Origin of the sequence: Glycomyces sp. YM15 (assembly GCF_016918015.1) — a bacterium.
Classification (GTDB): Bacteria; Actinomycetota; Actinomycetes; order Mycobacteriales; family Micromonosporaceae; genus Glycomyces.
In genome coordinates this window covers 194,230-208,821 of sequence record NZ_JAERMK010000007.1, presented here as the reverse complement: position 1 = coordinate 208,821, position 14,592 = coordinate 194,230, and the positions used below count along the sequence as shown (strand labels likewise).

Sequence of the window (14,592 nt, the reverse complement as noted above, 5' to 3'; positions counted from 1 at the left end):
AAGGCACAGGGGCGCCGATGTCGGCAACAGTGAAGTACGCGGCGGCCGTACTGGCCGCCTTCGTGCTCGCCTGCTCCGCCGTGTTCGCGGGAGGCGCCGCCGCTGTCGCCCCCATCGACCTGGACTCCGGTCCGGTCACCGACCAGGTCGGTGCGATCGGCGACCGGGGCGCGGAGGTCGACGCCGCGATCGACCAGCTCCGCTCCGAAGCCGCCATCGGCCTGTACGTCGCCTATGTGGACTCCTTCTCCGGGTCCGAACCGCAGGACTGGGCGAACGGCACGGCCATGCGCAGCGGCTTGGGCGCCAACGACATCCTGCTGGCCGTCGCCACCGGCGACCGCCGCTACTCGTGGTCGGTCGAGGCCGGGTTCCCCCTCACCGACGCGCAGCTGAACGAGGTCGCGGCGACGCGGATCGAGCCCGCGCTCTCCCGTGACGACTGGGCCGGGGCGGCGATCGCCGCCGCCGACGGCTACCGGGAGCAGGCTGGAGGCGAATCCGGCATTGGCGGGGGCGTCGGCTGGCTGGTCCCGCTGCTCCCCCTCGCCGTCATCGCGCTCATCGCCTTCCTGATCTGGCGCAAGCGGCGCGGCACGCCCGGCTCCCCGAGCGGCAAGCAGATCCGGCGGATGGCGACCGAGGACCTCGACCACGAAGCCAGTCGGCTCCTGGTGGAGGGCGACGACGCCATCCGCACCAGCGAACAGGACCTCGGCTTCGCCATCGCCGAGTTCGGGCAGGAGAACACCGCGAAGTTCTCGGCGGCACTCGGCACCGCCAAGAGCGAGCTCACGGAGGCGTTCCGGCTGCGCCAGACCCTCGACGACGACGTGCCCGAGACCGAGGAGCAGCGTCGCGCCCTGCTCACCGAGATCATCGACCGGCTCACCAAGGCCGACGCGGAGCTCGACGGAGCCGCCGCCGAATTCGAGGACCTGCGCGACCTCGGCCGCCGCGCGCCCGAGGCGATCGAGAAGCTCACCGCCGACGCCACGGCCCTCACCGGGCGCACCGGAGCCGCCAGGGAGGCGCTCGCGTCGCTCGCGGCCGCCTATCCCGCCTCGGCGTACGACACCGTGGCCTCGAACGCCGGGGACGCCGAGGACCGGCTCGCGTTCGCCGGCCGGAGTCTCACCGAGGCCCGCGGCGCGCTAGTGAGCGGCGAGAGCGGCCGTGCCGCGATCGGTGTGCGCGCCGCCGAGGGCGGTCTCGCCCAGGCGAAGCAGCTGCTCGACGCCGTGATCGGGCGGCAGACCGAACTCGCCGCGGCCGCCCGGGGCCTGCCCGGCCTGCTCGCCACCCTGCGCCAGGACATCGGCGAAGCCGAGCGCAAGGCCGACGGCTCACCCGCCGGGGAACGGCTCCGCAGGGCCGCCGCCGACGCGCGCGCGGTCATCACCGCGATCGACGCAGCCAAGGCCGCCGGGCCCATCGACCCGCTCGAGTGCACACGCCGCCTCGAGCAGGCCCACGCCGCCGTCAGCGGCGAACTGCAGGCCGTCCGGGACGAGCAGGAGCAGCGCGAGAGCGCCAGAGCCCAACTGGCGCAGACGATCGCGAACGCCTCCGCGACCGCCGCAGCAGTGGAGGACTACATCAACACCAACCGCGGCGGCGTCGGCACCGAAGCGCGCACCCGCCTCAACGAGGCGAACCAGCAGCTCGACGCCGCCCGCGCGATCGCCCCCTCCGATCCCGTCCAGGCCCTCGCGAAAGCGCAGCGCGCCGACCAGCTCGCGGCGGCCGCCTCGCGGCTCGCGCAGCAGGACGTGAACGCCTACCGCGGCCAGGCCTGGCCCGGTGGCGGCATGGGCGGCGGCTTCGCCGGCGGCAACGCCGGAGCGATGCTCGGCGGCATCCTCCTCGGCGGAATGCTGGGCGGCTCCCGCGGCGGACGCGGCGGCGGGTTCGGCGCGCCGGGCTCGTCGCGTCGGCGCGGTCCCTCGCCCGGTTCCTTCGGCGGCGCGGGCACCCGCAGGGGCGGTGGTGGCCGATTCTGACGACCCCGACGACCAGCGACCACTGAAACCGAACCGAAAGGTGCAGGACCAATGACCAAGAAGCAGTCGATCTTCGGCCGCATCGGCCAGTTGCTCAAGGCGAACATCAACGACGCCATCGACGCCGCGGAGGACCCGGAGAAGATGCTCGCCCAGATGGAGCGCGACTACAGGAACAGCATCGCCGACGCCGAGAGCTCCATCGCCGAGACCATCGGCAACCTGCGGCTGATGGAGGAGGACGCCGCCGCCGACAGGGAGGCCGCGCAGGCGTGGGAGAACAAGGCCCGCAACGCCAGCCGCAAGGCCGACGAGCTGCGCGCCGCCGGGAACACCGCCGAGGCCGACAAGTTCGACAACCTCGTCAAGGTGGCCCTCGGCAAGCAGCTCGAACTGGAGAAGGAGATCAAGACCGCCGAGCCGACCATCCAGAGTCAGCAGGAGATCGTCGACAAGCTCAAGACCGCGCTCAATCAGATGAAGACCAAGCTCAGCGAGCTGCAGTCGAAGCGGAGCAGCCTGGCCGCGCGCGCCAAGACCGCGCAGGCGCAGCAGCAGGTGAACGAGGCCATCGGCAGCGTCGACATCATGGACCCGCTCAGCGAGGTCAACCGCTTCGAAGCGAAGGTCCGCCGCGAGGAGGCCAAGGTCCGCGGCCAGGCCGAACTCTCGATGTCCTCCCTCGACGAGCAGTTCGAGAGCCTCGCCGGACTCGCCGACGACGCCGAGATCGAGGCCCGCATGGCCGCGCTCAAGAGCGGCGGCTGATCACCGGGTTCACCGACCTCTTGCGGCCGGGCCCTTCACCCGGCCGCTTCGCCGTGCGGCTAGCGGGCGCCGGCCTTGAGGCGTTCGATCGACTCGTCGTCGCAGGTCTCCCAGAACTCCCCCACCACGTCCTCCAGCTGCTCCATCGAGCCGGCGTCGAAGAGATGGTCCTGGTACTTCGTGATGTCGTAGTCGATGGTGCCCATCGTGACCAGGTCGAGCGGCAGGATCTCCATGCCGCGGAACTCGTCGATCTCCCCGTACGAGGAGAGGATGCCCGCGCCGTAGGCCTTGAGGCCGTCCTTCTCGCTCATGACCCCGAACTCGAGGGTGAACCAGAAGACGCGGGAGACGAACTCGAGCGCCTCTTCGGAATGGACGCGCCGGGCCGCCTCGCCCGCGGCCCGGTACAGGGCGGCGAAACGCGGCGAAGCGAGGGCGTTCGCGTGGCCGATGACCTCGTGGATGACGTCCGGCTCGGGCGTGTAGAGCGGCACCGAGTGGTGGCGGATGTACTGGGTCGCGTGGAACTTCCCTTCGGAGAGCACCCCGTAGAACTCGCGCAGTGGCACCAGCCCCGCCGCGGGCAGGTAACTGAAGCCCGTGAGCGGCTCCAGTGACTCGGACACCTCGTGGAGCTGCGGAATGTGGTCGGCGGGGAGTTTGAGGCGCTCGGCGCCCTCCAGGTACTCGTGGTTGGCCAGGGCTTGATGTTTGATGGCGAGTTCGGCGCTGACCAGCCGCCATATCTCGTGCTCGGTGTCGGTATAGGAGACCGTGGGCATGGGTAGGCCCGGCCTCCAGTCCAATGCGAGGGCCGCGATGGCGTTGCGCCGTTCGCGGTACTCGGGGTCGGCGAAGCCCGGGTGGTTCTCACCCAGTTCCACGACGACCGCGCCGTCGGCGTCGGTGTTGACCGGCGCGAAGTACTGTCCTTCTTCGAACATAAGCACAGTCCATCAGGTGGGACGGCGCCTGTCAACGCGCTGGCGAGACTGGCAAACCCTCTCCGGACGGCGCGGCCTCTCGGACTAGCGGAAACGCAGCTTCTCGGGGGTCTCGGTCGGGGCCGACTTGCCGAGGAACGCGCGGCGTTTGGCGTCGAAGCCGTGCCGGTCGTCGAACATGTCGCGAGCCATCTCGGCCAGCTCGATGGTCTGGTAGTACGACAACGGCTTCGACTCGGCTCGCCGGCGGGCCTTCGCGGCGAACATGCGTCCCCGCGTGACCGGCTCGTTGTAGCCGATCGCGACGGCGCGCAGCCAACGCTGGAACTCGTCCCAGTCCCGGGGGCCGACCGCGCCGATGAGGCCGACCTGCTGGGCCTCGGCGGCCGAGATCGGCAGCTTCTCCCCCAGGAGGCGGGCGGCGATCCGCTCGCCGACCCGGTTGGCGACCGACCAGGTGTGCAGCTCGGAGCCGAAGATGCCCATGTCGTAGTAGGGGTTGAGGACGGTGCCGTCGCGGGCGACGGTGACGTCGGCGCAGAGGGCGGCCATGACGCCGCCCGCGCCCGCGTTCGCGGAGAAGGCGGCGACGGTGAGCTGCTCGGCCCCGGCGATGGCGAGACACAGTTCATCGATGGCGTTGATGTTGTCCCAGGCCTCGGCGGCGGGGTCGGCCGCGGCGTCGATGACGCCGAGGTGGATGCCGTTGGAGAAGGCGTGCTCGGTGCCGGTGAGGACGAGGATGCGGGTGTCCTCGGTGAGGGCCTTCTCCACGGCACCGGTGAGGCGCCGGCACTGCTCGGTGTGCATGGCGCCGTTGTAGGAGCGGATGGTGAGGTAGCCGATGTCGCCTTCGCGGCGGTAGACGGTCTCGGCGATGGCCTCGGGCGCGGGTTTGAAGGGGGCGCCGGCGGCGTCGATGACCATCGCGGCGGGGAGCTTGGGTCCGCGCTTCTTCTCGAGGAGGGCGGCGTAGCCGACCCAGAGGGTGCCGCGGCCGGTGGCGAAGGCGATGGATTCGCAGTCGCGGCCGACGATGGTGCCGGGTTCGGCACCGGTGTGTTCGCCGGTGGCCGTGGCGTCGAAGAGGCAGTAGGTGCGGTCGTCGAGGACGGCGGGAGCGCCGGGGGCGCCGTCGGCGGCGGCGATGCGGCGGGCGAGTTCGGCCGCCGAAGCGCGCCAGTCGAGCGCGAAGGCGCTGCGGCGCAGGAGCGGGAGTTCGCCCGTGCCCGGGACGGGCAGCGGAAGCTCCTCGGCGGGGACGGGGCGCTCGCCGTTCGTGACCTTGCGGATGACGGTGGCGACGCATTCCATGGCGGCGTCGGCCACGCGGCTGTTGTACAGCGCGGACTTGGTGATGCCCTCGGGGACGTCGAATGTGGAGCAGGCCCAGACGGGTCCGGCGTCCATCTCCTCGACCGCCGAGAGCGCGGTGACGCCCCAGCGGGGGCCTTGGCCGAGCAGGGTGTGGTCGAGTGAGGAGGGTCCGCGGTCGCCGACCGGTCCGGGGTGGACGATCACGGTGGTCCAGCGCCGCCACACGTCCTCGGGCACGCGGTGCTTGAGGAAGGGGCACAGGATGAGGTCGGGGTCGATGCGCTCGACCGCGCGGATCAGCGTCCCGGGGTCGCTGTGGGCCGGGGCGAGTTCCACGCCGACTTCGTGCCCCTGCTCGCGCAGGGTGCACCAGACGCGCTGGGTGAGTCCATTGAATGCGGACGCCAGCAGCAGGATCTTCAATTCGACTCCAGAGGGACGGGGAGTCGGCCACGCTCACCTGTGAGCGTACCGATACTCGGCAATTCGCACAATCAGCGCGTGCAGTCTATTCCGAGCAGTCCTCGGACAGTGTCGCGGGCAAGGTCCGGCGCGGAGGGGTCCTCGCCGCCGTCCGTGAGGGTCTCGTTCGCCCAGGCGTCGACCGCGGCGAGCGCCCCGGCGGTGTCCAGGTCGTCGGCCAGGCGCTCGCGCACGGCTTTCAGCATCGCGCCGGCCGGGGCGGCGAGCTCGCGGGCGACGGCCTCGCGCCAGCGGCCCAGGCGCAGTTCGGCTTCGGCCAGCGCGGCGGCGCTCCACTGCCGGTCGGAGCGGTAGTGGTCGGCGAGGAGGGCGAGGCGGACGGCGGCGGGGTCGACGCCTTCGGCGCGGAGCTTGGAGACGAACACGAGGTTGCCGAGTGACTTCGACATCTTCTCGCCGTCGAGGCCGATCATGCCGGTGTGGACGTAGGTGCGGGCGAACGGGCTGGTGCCCGTGAGGGATTCGGCGTGGGCGGCGGAGAACTCGTGGTGGGGGTAGATGAGGTCGTTGCCGCCGCCCTGCACGTCGATGGTCTCGCCGAGGTGGTCGAGGGCGATGCAGGCGCATTCGATGTGCCAGCCGGGGCGGCCGGGGCCGACGGGCGAGTCCCAGGAGGGTTCGCCTTCGCGGGGGGCGTTCCACAGGATCGCGTCGAGGGGGTCGCGCTTGCCTTCGCGTTCGGGGTCGCCGCCGCGTTCGCGGGCGTAGCGGAGCATGGTCTCGCGGTCGTAGTTCGATTCGCCGCCGAAGGCGGGGTGCGCTTCGACGGCGTAATAGATGTCACCGGATTCGTGGCGGTAGGCGGCGCCGGTCTCGAGGAGGCGGGCGACGGCGCGTCCGACGGACGGGATGGATTCGACGGCGCCGATGAAGTGGCGGGGCGGGAGGACCTGGAGGGCCTCCATGTCCTCGCGGTAGAGGGCGGTCTCGCGCAGGCCGAGGACCTGCCAGTCGGTGCCGTCGCGTTCGGCGCGTTCGAAGAGCGGCTCGTCGACGTCGGTGACGTTCTGGGCGTAGTGGACGTCGAGGCCCTGGTCGAGCCAGTAGCGGTGCACGAGGTCGAAGGCGATCATGGTGGCGGCGTGGCCGAGGTGGGTGGCGTCGTAGGGGGTGATGCCGCAGACGTACATCGAGGCGCGCTCGGCTCCCGGCTTGACCGTCTCGCGCAGGCCCGCCGATGCGGTGTCGTGCAGGCGCAGGGCGGGGCCGTGGCCGGGGAGGGCGGGCAGGTGCGGGGCGGTCCAGGAATCCATGCCCGCGATCATATTTCGAATCCCGGCCGACCGGCCAGTGCCGGAAATCCAGGTCCGATGCGCACTCGTTGTCCTTCCAAGCGCACCTGAGGCTTTCATGCGAAGATCACTCGATGTAACTTGTGTGCTCATGGAACGCCGACCACTTGGACGCAGCGGCATCGAAGTCTCCTCGCTCGGCCTGGGGACGATGACGTGGACCACCGACGAGGCCGGCCTCGAGGATGCCGCGGCGCAGCTGCAGACGTTCGTGGAGGCCGGCGGCACGCTCGTGGACACCGCCGACGTGTTCGGGCAGGGCGCGGCCGAGGCGGTGATCGGGCAGCTCATCGGGAAGATCGTGGCCCGCTCGGAGCTGCACATCGCGACGAAGGCGGGGGTCCGCACGGACGGAGCGCCGCGCAAGCGGGACACCTCGCGCGGGTGGCTCATGCGGTCGCTCGAGGGGTCGCTGCGGCGGCTCGGCACCGACTACATCGACTTGTGGATCCTGCACGTGTACGACCCGGACACGCCGCTCGAGGAGACCATGTCGGTCCTCGACGCGGCGGTGTCGAGCGGGAAGGTGCGGTACGTGGGCCTCTCGAACCACACGGGCTGGCAGACGGCGCGCGCGTTCGCGTGGCAGTCGGCGTGGCCGGGACGGGCGCCGATCGTGGCCAACCAGGTCGAGTACTCGCTGCTGCAGCGCGGGGTCGAGCGGGAGGTGCTTCCGGCGTGCCTGGCCCTGGAGATGGGCGTGCTCGCGTGGTCACCGCTCGGGCGCGGCGTGCTGACGGGCAAGTACCGTTTCGGGCGGCCCGCCGATTCGCGGGCGGTCTCGGCGCAGTGGTCGCGGTTCGCCGGGGTGTACCTCGACGAACGCTCGGCCGGGATCGTCGAGGCCTGCGCCACGGCGGCCGAGGGGCTCGGGGTGAGCCCCCTCGAAGTGGCGCTGGCCTGGGTGCGCGACCAGCCGGGCGTGGCCTCGGCGATCGTGGGGGCGCGCAATGCGACGCAGCTGCGGGCCTCGCTCGCGGCCGAGCAGCTGTTCCTGCCGCCGGAGATCCGGTTGGCGCTGGACGACGTGTCCGCGCCGACGGTGGGCTATCCGGAGAGCTATTGAGCGGGGCGGGCCTTGCGGCCCGCCCCGGCCTCGAAGCCGCTACCGGCCTTCACCCATGGAGGCGATCCACTCGTTGATCCGGCGCTCGGCCTCCGCGTGCGAGACGTCCTCGACGCGGGTCATGATCGACCAGCGGCGCCCGAACGGGTCGGCGATCGACGCGTACCGGTCGCCGGTGAGGAACACGCTCGGCTCCTCGCGCACGGTGGCGCCGGCCTCGACGGCCTTGGCGTAGACCGCGTCGCAGTCCTCGACGTAGAGGGCGAGCGACCCGGTGATCTGCTCGGCGTTCGGCGATTCGAGGCCCCACTGCGGGTTCGCGTCCCCCAGTTGGAGGACCGAGTCGCCGATCTGCAGGTCGCAGTGCATGACCGAGCCGTCCGGCGCGTCGTTGCGCATGAGGACCTTCGCGCCGAAGACCTCCTTGTAGAACTCGATGGCCTTGGCGGCGTCGTTGACGACGATGAACGGCACGATCGAGTGGTAGCCCTCCGGGATCGGGTTCACCTTGGCGTCTTTGCTGGTTTCGTTGATCATGGGTTCAGTCTCGCCTCCCGGTCCGGCGCGCGCTTGTAAAAAAGCGTCACACCTCCGGCTTAGCATCGGAGCCGTGAACGGAGCTACCGCGAGCGACAAGGGCCTGCTGCGACCGCAGGAGGCCGTGCAGTACATCGACCTGCGGCGATACCGCGAGACGGGACTGCTCGGGCAGTACGTCGAGCGGTACTGGTCGGTCCACTGGGACCTGCCGGACGGCACTTCCTACGAGTCGGTGGTGATCCCCCACCCTTGCGTGAACCTGAGCTTCATGCCGGGGATCGGCGCGGAGCTGCACGGCCCCGGCATCGCGGTCTCCCGGCATCCGCTCACGGGGCGCGGGCGCGTCTTCGGGGTGAAGTTCCGGCCGGGCGGATTCACGGCGTACAGCGGGGTCGAGGGCGCCGCGCTGGCGGACTGGTCGGCGGGCGCGGCCACGGTGTTCGGCCCCGAGGTCGACGAGCTCAGCGCGATCGTGATGAGCGGCAACGATATCGACGCCATCCAGGTGGTCTCGCGCTACTTGGCGGACCGGGTGCCCGAGCGGCCCGACCCCCGGTACGGGCGGGTCCTGGCGGTGGTGCGGGCGATGCTGGAGGACCGGTCGATCACGCGGGTGGACCAGTTGGCGGCCCGATTCGCCATGTCCCCCAAGACCTTGCAGCGCCTCTTCCAGGAGTATCTGGGTCTCGGCCCGAAGACGCTGATCCAGCGGTACCGGCTCCACGACGCGGCCGACAGACTCGCCGAGGACCCGCAGACGGACCTGGCCCGCCTCGCGGCAGAGCTCGGCTGGTCCGACCATGCCCATTTCACTCACGACTTCAAAGACCTCATCGGTTTCCCGCCATCGGAGTACGCGGCTCAATGTGCCACGGAGGGAAGGGAACTCGTCCTCGCTCTTCGCTGAGCCGCCGGCATGCCCGCGGGCATCTCAGTCGAGCCGGTAGCGCCAGCCGGGTTGCCAATGGAACGGCGCGTCAACAAGGTCTTCGATCCGCTCGCCGCCGAGGATGACCTGCAGCGCCCAGCGGTTGGCCGAGTGGGCGATGATGAGCACGCTCTGGCCGTCACGTTCAGCGGCGAGTTCGCGAAGCAGCTCACGGGTGGCGTCGATGACCTCGCGGTAGCTCTGGCCGCCGGGGAAGGGACGATCGATGTGCGCTGAGCGGACCGCAGCGAGTTCGGCCACCGGACGGCCGTTGAGGTCGCCGTAATCGCATTCACGCAGGCGCGTGTCCTGGAGAATCGGGATACCGGTGTCGCAGAATGCGATTCGAGCGGTTTCCACGGCGCGCGCGAGATCAGAGGTGAGCACGACCGAGGGAGGGGACTTCCGGTGACGGCGACCGAGGTCCACGGCGAGCTCGCGGCCGCGCTGCGACAGGCGCCCCGGCAGCCAACCGGTCGCGAGGCCGCGCTCATTGTCCTCAGTGATCGAGTGCGTCTCGTATACGACCTCAATGGACATCGCTGGGCCTCACGATCGCGCAAAGCTTCAAGGATCTCATCGATCCGACCCTAGTACGGCGGCGGAAGTTTGTGATGCCATGACGGCTGGTGGTCGTTTCGTCGCCGGTAGTGGGATCGGCGTGCTTGCTCGTTGTGGTCGCATATCCACTCTGACCAGTGGGTTATGGAAGTCATCGGGGTGGACGGTCCGGGTGATCTCGCCGTAGAGGCGGGCGAGGCCGGTCAGGCGGCTGCCGAGGCTGCGGCCTTGTGGTGGGCGATGGCGGTCGCGTCCCCGTTCACTCGAACTCCTTGCGTCCCAACCAGTCGGACACGCCCCCACGGCCGTCACCGACAGTCGCGCAATGAACTTTCGACGCCGTGCTAAGCACACATTTTCGCAGGTGAACTGGCTGAGGCTAGAGTGAAGGGCATGCAGTCCCCTCAGCGCCGCCGAGCGGCGATCCTCTCCCTCGGAGTGGGCCTCGCGGCCCTCATCGCGTCGGTGTTCTTGTTCGCGCCCAACCAGATCGCCTCGGCCTCCGGCCACTGCGTGAACAAGTACCTGGGCGATAAGTACCTGGTAGTGGACTCCTGCGATTCGATGTGGGCCGACTACTTTGCAGTGTCGTCTCCGGTTCGCGACTCTATGAAGAGCACTGAGGACTGGGAGCGGCCCTACTGCGAGAAGCAGCTCGACGGCCCGGTGAAGCATTACACCTTCTTCGAGGTCACCGGGGTTGAGCACATCGCCTGCCTCGGCATCGCGATGCACTAACCGGGCGAGGGGCGGGGCAGTGCTGTCGCGGAAGACGATCTTGGGGCGTTCCGAGGAGTAGCAGCGGGAGGTTCTTCGTCCATCGCTTCTGCAGGAGCTGGAAGCCGCGGCGGCCCAGGCCGACGAAGTCCTGCTTGACCGTGGTGAGCGGCGGGGACCAGAGTTCGGCGAGCGGGTGACCGTCGAAGCTCGCAACTGAGATGTCACCCGGACCGTCCACCCCGATGACTTCCTCGCAGTGCGATTCGCACCGGAGATGGTCGGGACGAAATTTGAGGGCCCTCTATCCCTGTGGGTGATGACAGTCAGGGGTCACGCGAGGGATGATTGAGGTACGCACAGGGATACGGAAAACGTACAGGTGGCGAGTAGGTGCAAGCAGACTACGCCAAGCCTCTGGCCGAAACCCAAACCGGACCGATTCCGAGCCAACTGCTCCTGAACAAGGGCATCGCGCTCAGTCCCCGCGTGCTATCGGGATCCACAGCGGACCACGGCCCTTCCTTGGGACGTGCTGGGTGGGAGATTGCCGGTCGGGATCACCTCGACCGGAGGCAGTGTCCAGAACGAGGCACACACCGGTAAGACCGCCAGCGCGAACAGCAATGCCAGGTCGGGCATCAGAGGACCCGGCCCGGCAATGCCACGAGCCGGCGGAAACGCGGCTCACCACGTCGTCGTTCAAGAGGCCATGATCGTTTCGATGACTCCTGCCTCCATTCGCAGGCGGCGGCCTTGGAAGGACTCGCGGAGGCGGCGGTCGTGGCTTACCAGGACCACCGCTCCCTTGTAGTCGACCAGGGCTTCTTGGAGTTGCTCTGCGAGCAGCGGGGACAGATGGTTGGTCGGTTCGTCAAGGAGGAGGACATCGACTGGGCGGCTCACCAGTCTGGCCAGTTCGAGGCGGCGGCGTTGGCCCACCGAGAGGGTCGCGACCGGCTTTCCGAATTCATCGTGGGTGAACAGACCCAGGCGGTCGAGGTTTTCGGCGTGCTCTTCCAGGGTGCCGATCCCGCCCGCGGCGAAGGCCCGGAGTACCGATTCCCGAGCCGATCCCGGGCCTGCGAGTTGACGTAGGTGGCCGATGGCTCCGTTGCGTTCGGTCCGGCCTGCTTCGGGTTCGAGTTCTCCTGCGAGGACGCGCATAAGGGTGGTCTTTCCCGCTCCGTTCGGGCCGGTGATGAGGATGCGTTCGCCTCTTGCGATCGAGAGGGCCTCGACGTTGAGGCGGTCGCCCACTCGGATGCCGTTCAGCCGCAAGGCCGGGGCGTCGGCTGTAAAGCCGGTGACGGCGAGGTCGGGGCTGAAACGCAGCGGCTCGGGTGGCCGCGGGGCCGGGTTGGCCTTCAACCGTTCCAGCTGCTGTTTCGCGACCCGGATACGGCTGCCCGCACCGTGATCGCGGTTGCGGGCCCGGAAGGCCCCCGTGGACATGTTGGCCATCGGGAGCTTTCTCGGGATCGCGGCCATGCGGTCGGCGTTGTGGTCGACGATGCCTTCCTGGCGGGCGACTTCGGCGTTCCAGCGGTCGTAGGCCTCCTGGGCCTGTTGGCGTTCCGTCGCTTTGGCGATGAGGTAGCCGCTGTATCCGTTGCCGTAGCGGCGGGCCTTGCGGTCCCCGATTTCGAGCATGGTGGTGGTGACGGCCTCCAGGAAAGCGCGGTCGTGGGTGACCGCGACGACGGTGCCCTTCCATTCGCGCAGTTGCGCTTCGAGCCAGGTGACGGCGTCGTCGTCCAGGTCGTTCGAGGGTTCGTCGAGCAGGAGGAGGGCGGGGCGGGCCGTTAGGGTGGCGGCGAGCATGAGTCTTGATCGCTCGCCGCCTGAGAGCATCCCCAGGGGACGGTCGTGGTCGAGGTCGGGCAGGCCGAGAGCCGCCAGGGCCTGATCGACGCGGAGGTCGGCGCCCCAGCCTTCGCGGGCTTCGAAGCGGGCCATGAGGTCGGCGTAGTGCTCGGCGGCGGCTTGGTCGCCGTCGGTGAGCGTCTTTTCGGTGTCGCGCATGGCCTGTTCGATTTCGCGCAGGTCCGCGAGTGCGAGGTCGATCGCGTCGGCGACCGTGTCGTGCTCGGGAAGGTCGAGTTGCTGCGGCAGGTAGCCGATGCCTCCCGGGGAGGCGATCGTCAGCTCGCCGTTGTCGGGCGTTTCGACTTCGGCGATGATCCTGAGCAGGGTGGACTTGCCGGAGCCGTTGTCGCCGATGACGCCGAGCTTCTCCCCCGGTCTGACGGTGAAGGTGACGCGGTCGAGGACGAGGTTGTCACCGTAGCGCTTGGTGACGTCTACAAGGGCTAGTTGAGCATGGGGGAACATGGGCGCCTCCAGAATGCAGTCGTACGCGTCGGGATTGCGGTTGGACGGCACGCGGATGAGCGCTCGGCTTCAAGGATTGCGATGCGTGCCCGGACGGTCGTCGCGGAGCGTGGCTCTACGCGGTGACCTGGCTGCTTCTAGAAGAAGAAAATCAACATCGCGTCCGATTGTAGTCGCGGTTGCTGAGCGGTGTCCAGAGAACGACGGGCCCCGCGCCGGTGAGTGCGCTCACTGGTGCGGGGCCCGTTGGGTTCTCGAGGCTAGGACCGGCTGACGAAGCGGTCCATGACGTCGACGCCGAACTTGAGGCCGTCGAGCGGGACGCGCTCGTCGATGCCGTGGAACAGGGCGGTGAAGTCGAGGTCGGCGGGCAGCTTGAGGGGCGCGAAGCCGAAGCAGCGGATGCCGAGGGTCGCGAAGGCCTTCGCGTCGGTGCCTCCCGAGAGCATGTACGGGACGGTGCGGGCGCCGGGGTCGGCTTGGCGGATCGCCTCGGCCATCGCGTCGACGAGGACGCCGTCGAAGGAGGTCTCGTAGCCGGGTTGGCGGATCTCGTACTCGAAGTCGATGCCGTCGCCGGCGAGTTCGCGGAGGACGGCTTCGAGTTCGTCGTTGCGGCCCGGGAGCGAGCGGCAGTCGATGACGGCGTCGGCGGTCGAGGGGATGACGTTCGTCTTGTAGCCCGCGTTGAGGCGGGTGGGGTTGGCGGTGTTGCGGAGGGTCGCGCCGATGAGTCGGGCGACCGGGCCCAGTTTGGCGACCGTCTCGTCGGGGTTGTCCGGGTCGAATGCGATGCCCGTCAGCTCCGAGACGGATTCGAGGAACTGGCGGACCGTGGGGGTCATCTCGACCGGGAACTCGTGCTGGCCGATGTTGGCGACGGCGCGGGTGAGGCGGGTGACGGCGTTGTCGTCGTGGAGCATGGAGCCGTGCCCGGGGCGGCCGGTGGCGCGCAGGCGGAGCCAGTCGAGGCCCTTCTCGGCGGTCTGGACCACGTAGACGCGCAGGTCGTTCGGGAGGGTCACGGAGAAGCCGCCGACTTCGCCGACCGCTTCGGTGACGCCTTCGAAGACTTCAGGGTGCTGTTCGACCATGAAGCGGGCGCCGTAGTCGGAGCCGGCCTCTTCGTCGGCGGTGAAGAGGAGGACGAGGTCGCGCGGGGGAACCTTGCCGCGGCGCTTCCAGTCGCGCACGAGGGCGAGGAGCATCGCGTCGAAGTCCTTCATGTCGACGGCACCGCGGCCGAAGAGGTAGCCGTCCTTGATCTCGCCGGAGAAGGGGTGGACGGTCCACTCGTCGGGTTCCGCGGGGACGACGTCGAGGTGGCCGTGGAGCAGCAGGGCACCGCGGGTGGCGTCGGCGCCGGGGTAGCGGCAGGCGACCGAGGCGCGGCCGGGGGCCGATTCGTAGATCTTCGGCTCGAGGCCGACTTCGGCGAGCTTCTCCGCGACGTACTCGGCGGCGGCGCGTTCGCCCGTGGCGGTCGCGTTGTCGCCGGTGTTGGTGGTGTCGATGCGGATGAGGTCGCGCGCGATGTCGACGACCTCGTCTTGCGGGCGGGGCGGGTTCGCGGTTTCAGCCATCCATGAGTTCTATCAAGCCGAGACAACGGACCGCGCTGTGCGGTGGCGGGAGT

13 protein-coding genes are annotated in these 14,592 nt (G+C 69.4%); 5 read left to right on the top strand and 8 right to left on the bottom strand.

Features of this window, described 5'->3' with window-relative positions; all coding sequences use genetic code 11:
• The first annotated feature begins 17 nt into the window (after nucleotides 1-17).
• Together JHY01_RS10455 and JHY01_RS10450 are read left to right on the top strand one after the other, a co-directional pair.
• On the top strand, nucleotides 18-2,003 hold the full coding sequence (locus JHY01_RS10455) for a TPM domain-containing protein (RefSeq protein ID WP_205325575.1): 1,986 nt from the start codon (nucleotides 18-20) through the stop codon (nucleotides 2,001-2,003).
• Between the two features lie 51 nt (nucleotides 2,004-2,054).
• Entirely contained in the window at nucleotides 2,055-2,771 is a 717-nt protein-coding gene (locus JHY01_RS10450) for a PspA/IM30 family protein (protein WP_205325574.1), read from the top strand.
• 59 nt (nucleotides 2,772-2,830) lie between these two features.
• Here the strand turns inward: JHY01_RS10450 and JHY01_RS10445 are convergent, their stop codons facing one another.
• From JHY01_RS10445 to mshC, 3 genes are all read right to left on the bottom strand, one after another.
• Nucleotides 2,831-3,718, bottom strand: coding sequence for a phenylalanine 4-monooxygenase (locus tag JHY01_RS10445; protein WP_205325573.1), 888 nt, complete (start codon nucleotides 3,716-3,718; stop codon nucleotides 2,831-2,833).
• Nucleotides 3,719-3,802: 84 nt separating this feature from the next.
• Nucleotides 3,803-5,458, bottom strand: coding sequence for an enoyl-CoA hydratase-related protein (locus JHY01_RS10440; protein ID WP_205325572.1), 1,656 nt, complete (start codon nucleotides 5,456-5,458; stop codon nucleotides 3,803-3,805).
• A gap of 71 nt (nucleotides 5,459-5,529) precedes the next feature.
• Entirely contained in the window at nucleotides 5,530-6,771 is a 1,242-nt protein-coding gene (gene mshC / locus JHY01_RS10435) for a cysteine--1-D-myo-inosityl 2-amino-2-deoxy-alpha-D-glucopyranoside ligase (RefSeq protein WP_205325571.1), read from the bottom strand.
• Between the two features lie 130 nt (nucleotides 6,772-6,901).
• Between mshC and JHY01_RS10430 the strand changes: the two genes are divergently transcribed.
• A complete protein-coding gene (locus JHY01_RS10430) occupies nucleotides 6,902-7,876 on the top strand; it encodes an aldo/keto reductase (RefSeq protein ID WP_205325570.1) in 975 nt (324 codons plus the stop codon).
• 39 nt (nucleotides 7,877-7,915) lie between these two features.
• Here the strand turns inward: JHY01_RS10430 and JHY01_RS10425 are convergent, their stop codons facing one another.
• Nucleotides 7,916-8,413, bottom strand: coding sequence for a VOC family protein (locus JHY01_RS10425; protein ID WP_205325569.1), 498 nt, complete (start codon nucleotides 8,411-8,413; stop codon nucleotides 7,916-7,918).
• Between the two features lie 73 nt (nucleotides 8,414-8,486).
• Between JHY01_RS10425 and JHY01_RS27710 the strand changes: the two genes are divergently transcribed.
• Nucleotides 8,487-9,323 carry a helix-turn-helix domain-containing protein gene (locus JHY01_RS27710; protein ID WP_205325568.1) on the top strand — a complete coding sequence of 279 codons (837 nt, stop codon included), beginning with the start codon at nucleotides 8,487-8,489 and terminating at the stop codon, nucleotides 9,321-9,323.
• 24 nt (nucleotides 9,324-9,347) lie between these two features.
• Here JHY01_RS27710 and JHY01_RS10415 read toward each other — a convergent pair whose 3' ends face one another.
• A complete protein-coding gene (locus JHY01_RS10415) occupies nucleotides 9,348-9,884 on the bottom strand; it encodes a histidine phosphatase family protein (RefSeq protein ID WP_205325567.1) in 537 nt (178 codons plus the stop codon).
• A 414-nt stretch (nucleotides 9,885-10,298) separates the two neighbouring features.
• Here JHY01_RS10415 and JHY01_RS10410 point away from each other — a divergent pair, with 414 nt between their 5' ends.
• Nucleotides 10,299-10,643: a hypothetical protein gene (locus JHY01_RS10410; RefSeq protein WP_205325566.1), complete on the top strand. Its 345-nt coding sequence runs from the start codon at nucleotides 10,299-10,301 to the stop codon at nucleotides 10,641-10,643.
• Here JHY01_RS10410 and JHY01_RS28100 read toward each other — a convergent pair.
• The 3 genes from JHY01_RS28100 to JHY01_RS10395 all read right to left on the bottom strand — a co-directional run bounded on the left by JHY01_RS28100 (nucleotide 10,597) and on the right by JHY01_RS10395 (nucleotide 14,539).
• Nucleotides 10,597-10,863 (bottom strand): substrate-binding domain-containing protein, encoded by a 267-nt coding sequence (locus JHY01_RS28100; RefSeq protein ID WP_205325565.1) that lies wholly within the window; start codon nucleotides 10,861-10,863, stop codon nucleotides 10,597-10,599. The two genes, JHY01_RS10410 and JHY01_RS28100, sit on opposite strands and share 47 nt — an antisense overlap.
• 461 nt (nucleotides 10,864-11,324) lie before the next feature.
• Entirely contained in the window at nucleotides 11,325-12,956 is a 1,632-nt protein-coding gene (gene abc-f, locus JHY01_RS10400; RefSeq protein WP_205325594.1) for a ribosomal protection-like ABC-F family protein, read from the bottom strand.
• Between the two features lie 260 nt (nucleotides 12,957-13,216).
• Nucleotides 13,217-14,539, bottom strand: coding sequence for a M20/M25/M40 family metallo-hydrolase (locus JHY01_RS10395; RefSeq protein ID WP_205325564.1), 1,323 nt, complete (start codon nucleotides 14,537-14,539; stop codon nucleotides 13,217-13,219).
• Between the last annotated feature and the right edge of the window lie 53 nt (nucleotides 14,540-14,592).

Coding starts and splice junctions, on each gene's coding strand:
- abc-f (WP_205325594.1), bottom strand. CDS start 12,956: ATGTTCCCCCATGCTCAACTAGCCCTTGTAGACGTCACCAAGCGCTAC.
- JHY01_RS10425 (WP_205325569.1), bottom strand. CDS start 8,413: ATGATCAACGAAACCAGCAAAGACGCCAAGGTGAACCCGATCCCGGAG.
- JHY01_RS10430 (WP_205325570.1), top strand. CDS start 6,902: ATGGAACGCCGACCACTTGGACGCAGCGGCATCGAAGTCTCCTCGCTC.
- JHY01_RS10455 (WP_205325575.1), top strand. CDS start 18: ATGTCGGCAACAGTGAAGTACGCGGCGGCCGTACTGGCCGCCTTCGTG.
- mshC (WP_205325571.1), bottom strand. CDS start 6,771: ATGGATTCCTGGACCGCCCCGCACCTGCCCGCCCTCCCCGGCCACGGC.
- JHY01_RS10395 (WP_205325564.1), bottom strand. CDS start 14,539: ATGGCTGAAACCGCGAACCCGCCCCGCCCGCAAGACGAGGTCGTCGAC.
- JHY01_RS10415 (WP_205325567.1), bottom strand. CDS start 9,884: ATGTCCATTGAGGTCGTATACGAGACGCACTCGATCACTGAGGACAAT.
- JHY01_RS10410 (WP_205325566.1), top strand. CDS start 10,299: ATGCAGTCCCCTCAGCGCCGCCGAGCGGCGATCCTCTCCCTCGGAGTG.
- JHY01_RS10450 (WP_205325574.1), top strand. CDS start 2,055: ATGACCAAGAAGCAGTCGATCTTCGGCCGCATCGGCCAGTTGCTCAAG.
- JHY01_RS10445 (WP_205325573.1), bottom strand. CDS start 3,718: ATGTTCGAAGAAGGACAGTACTTCGCGCCGGTCAACACCGACGCCGAC.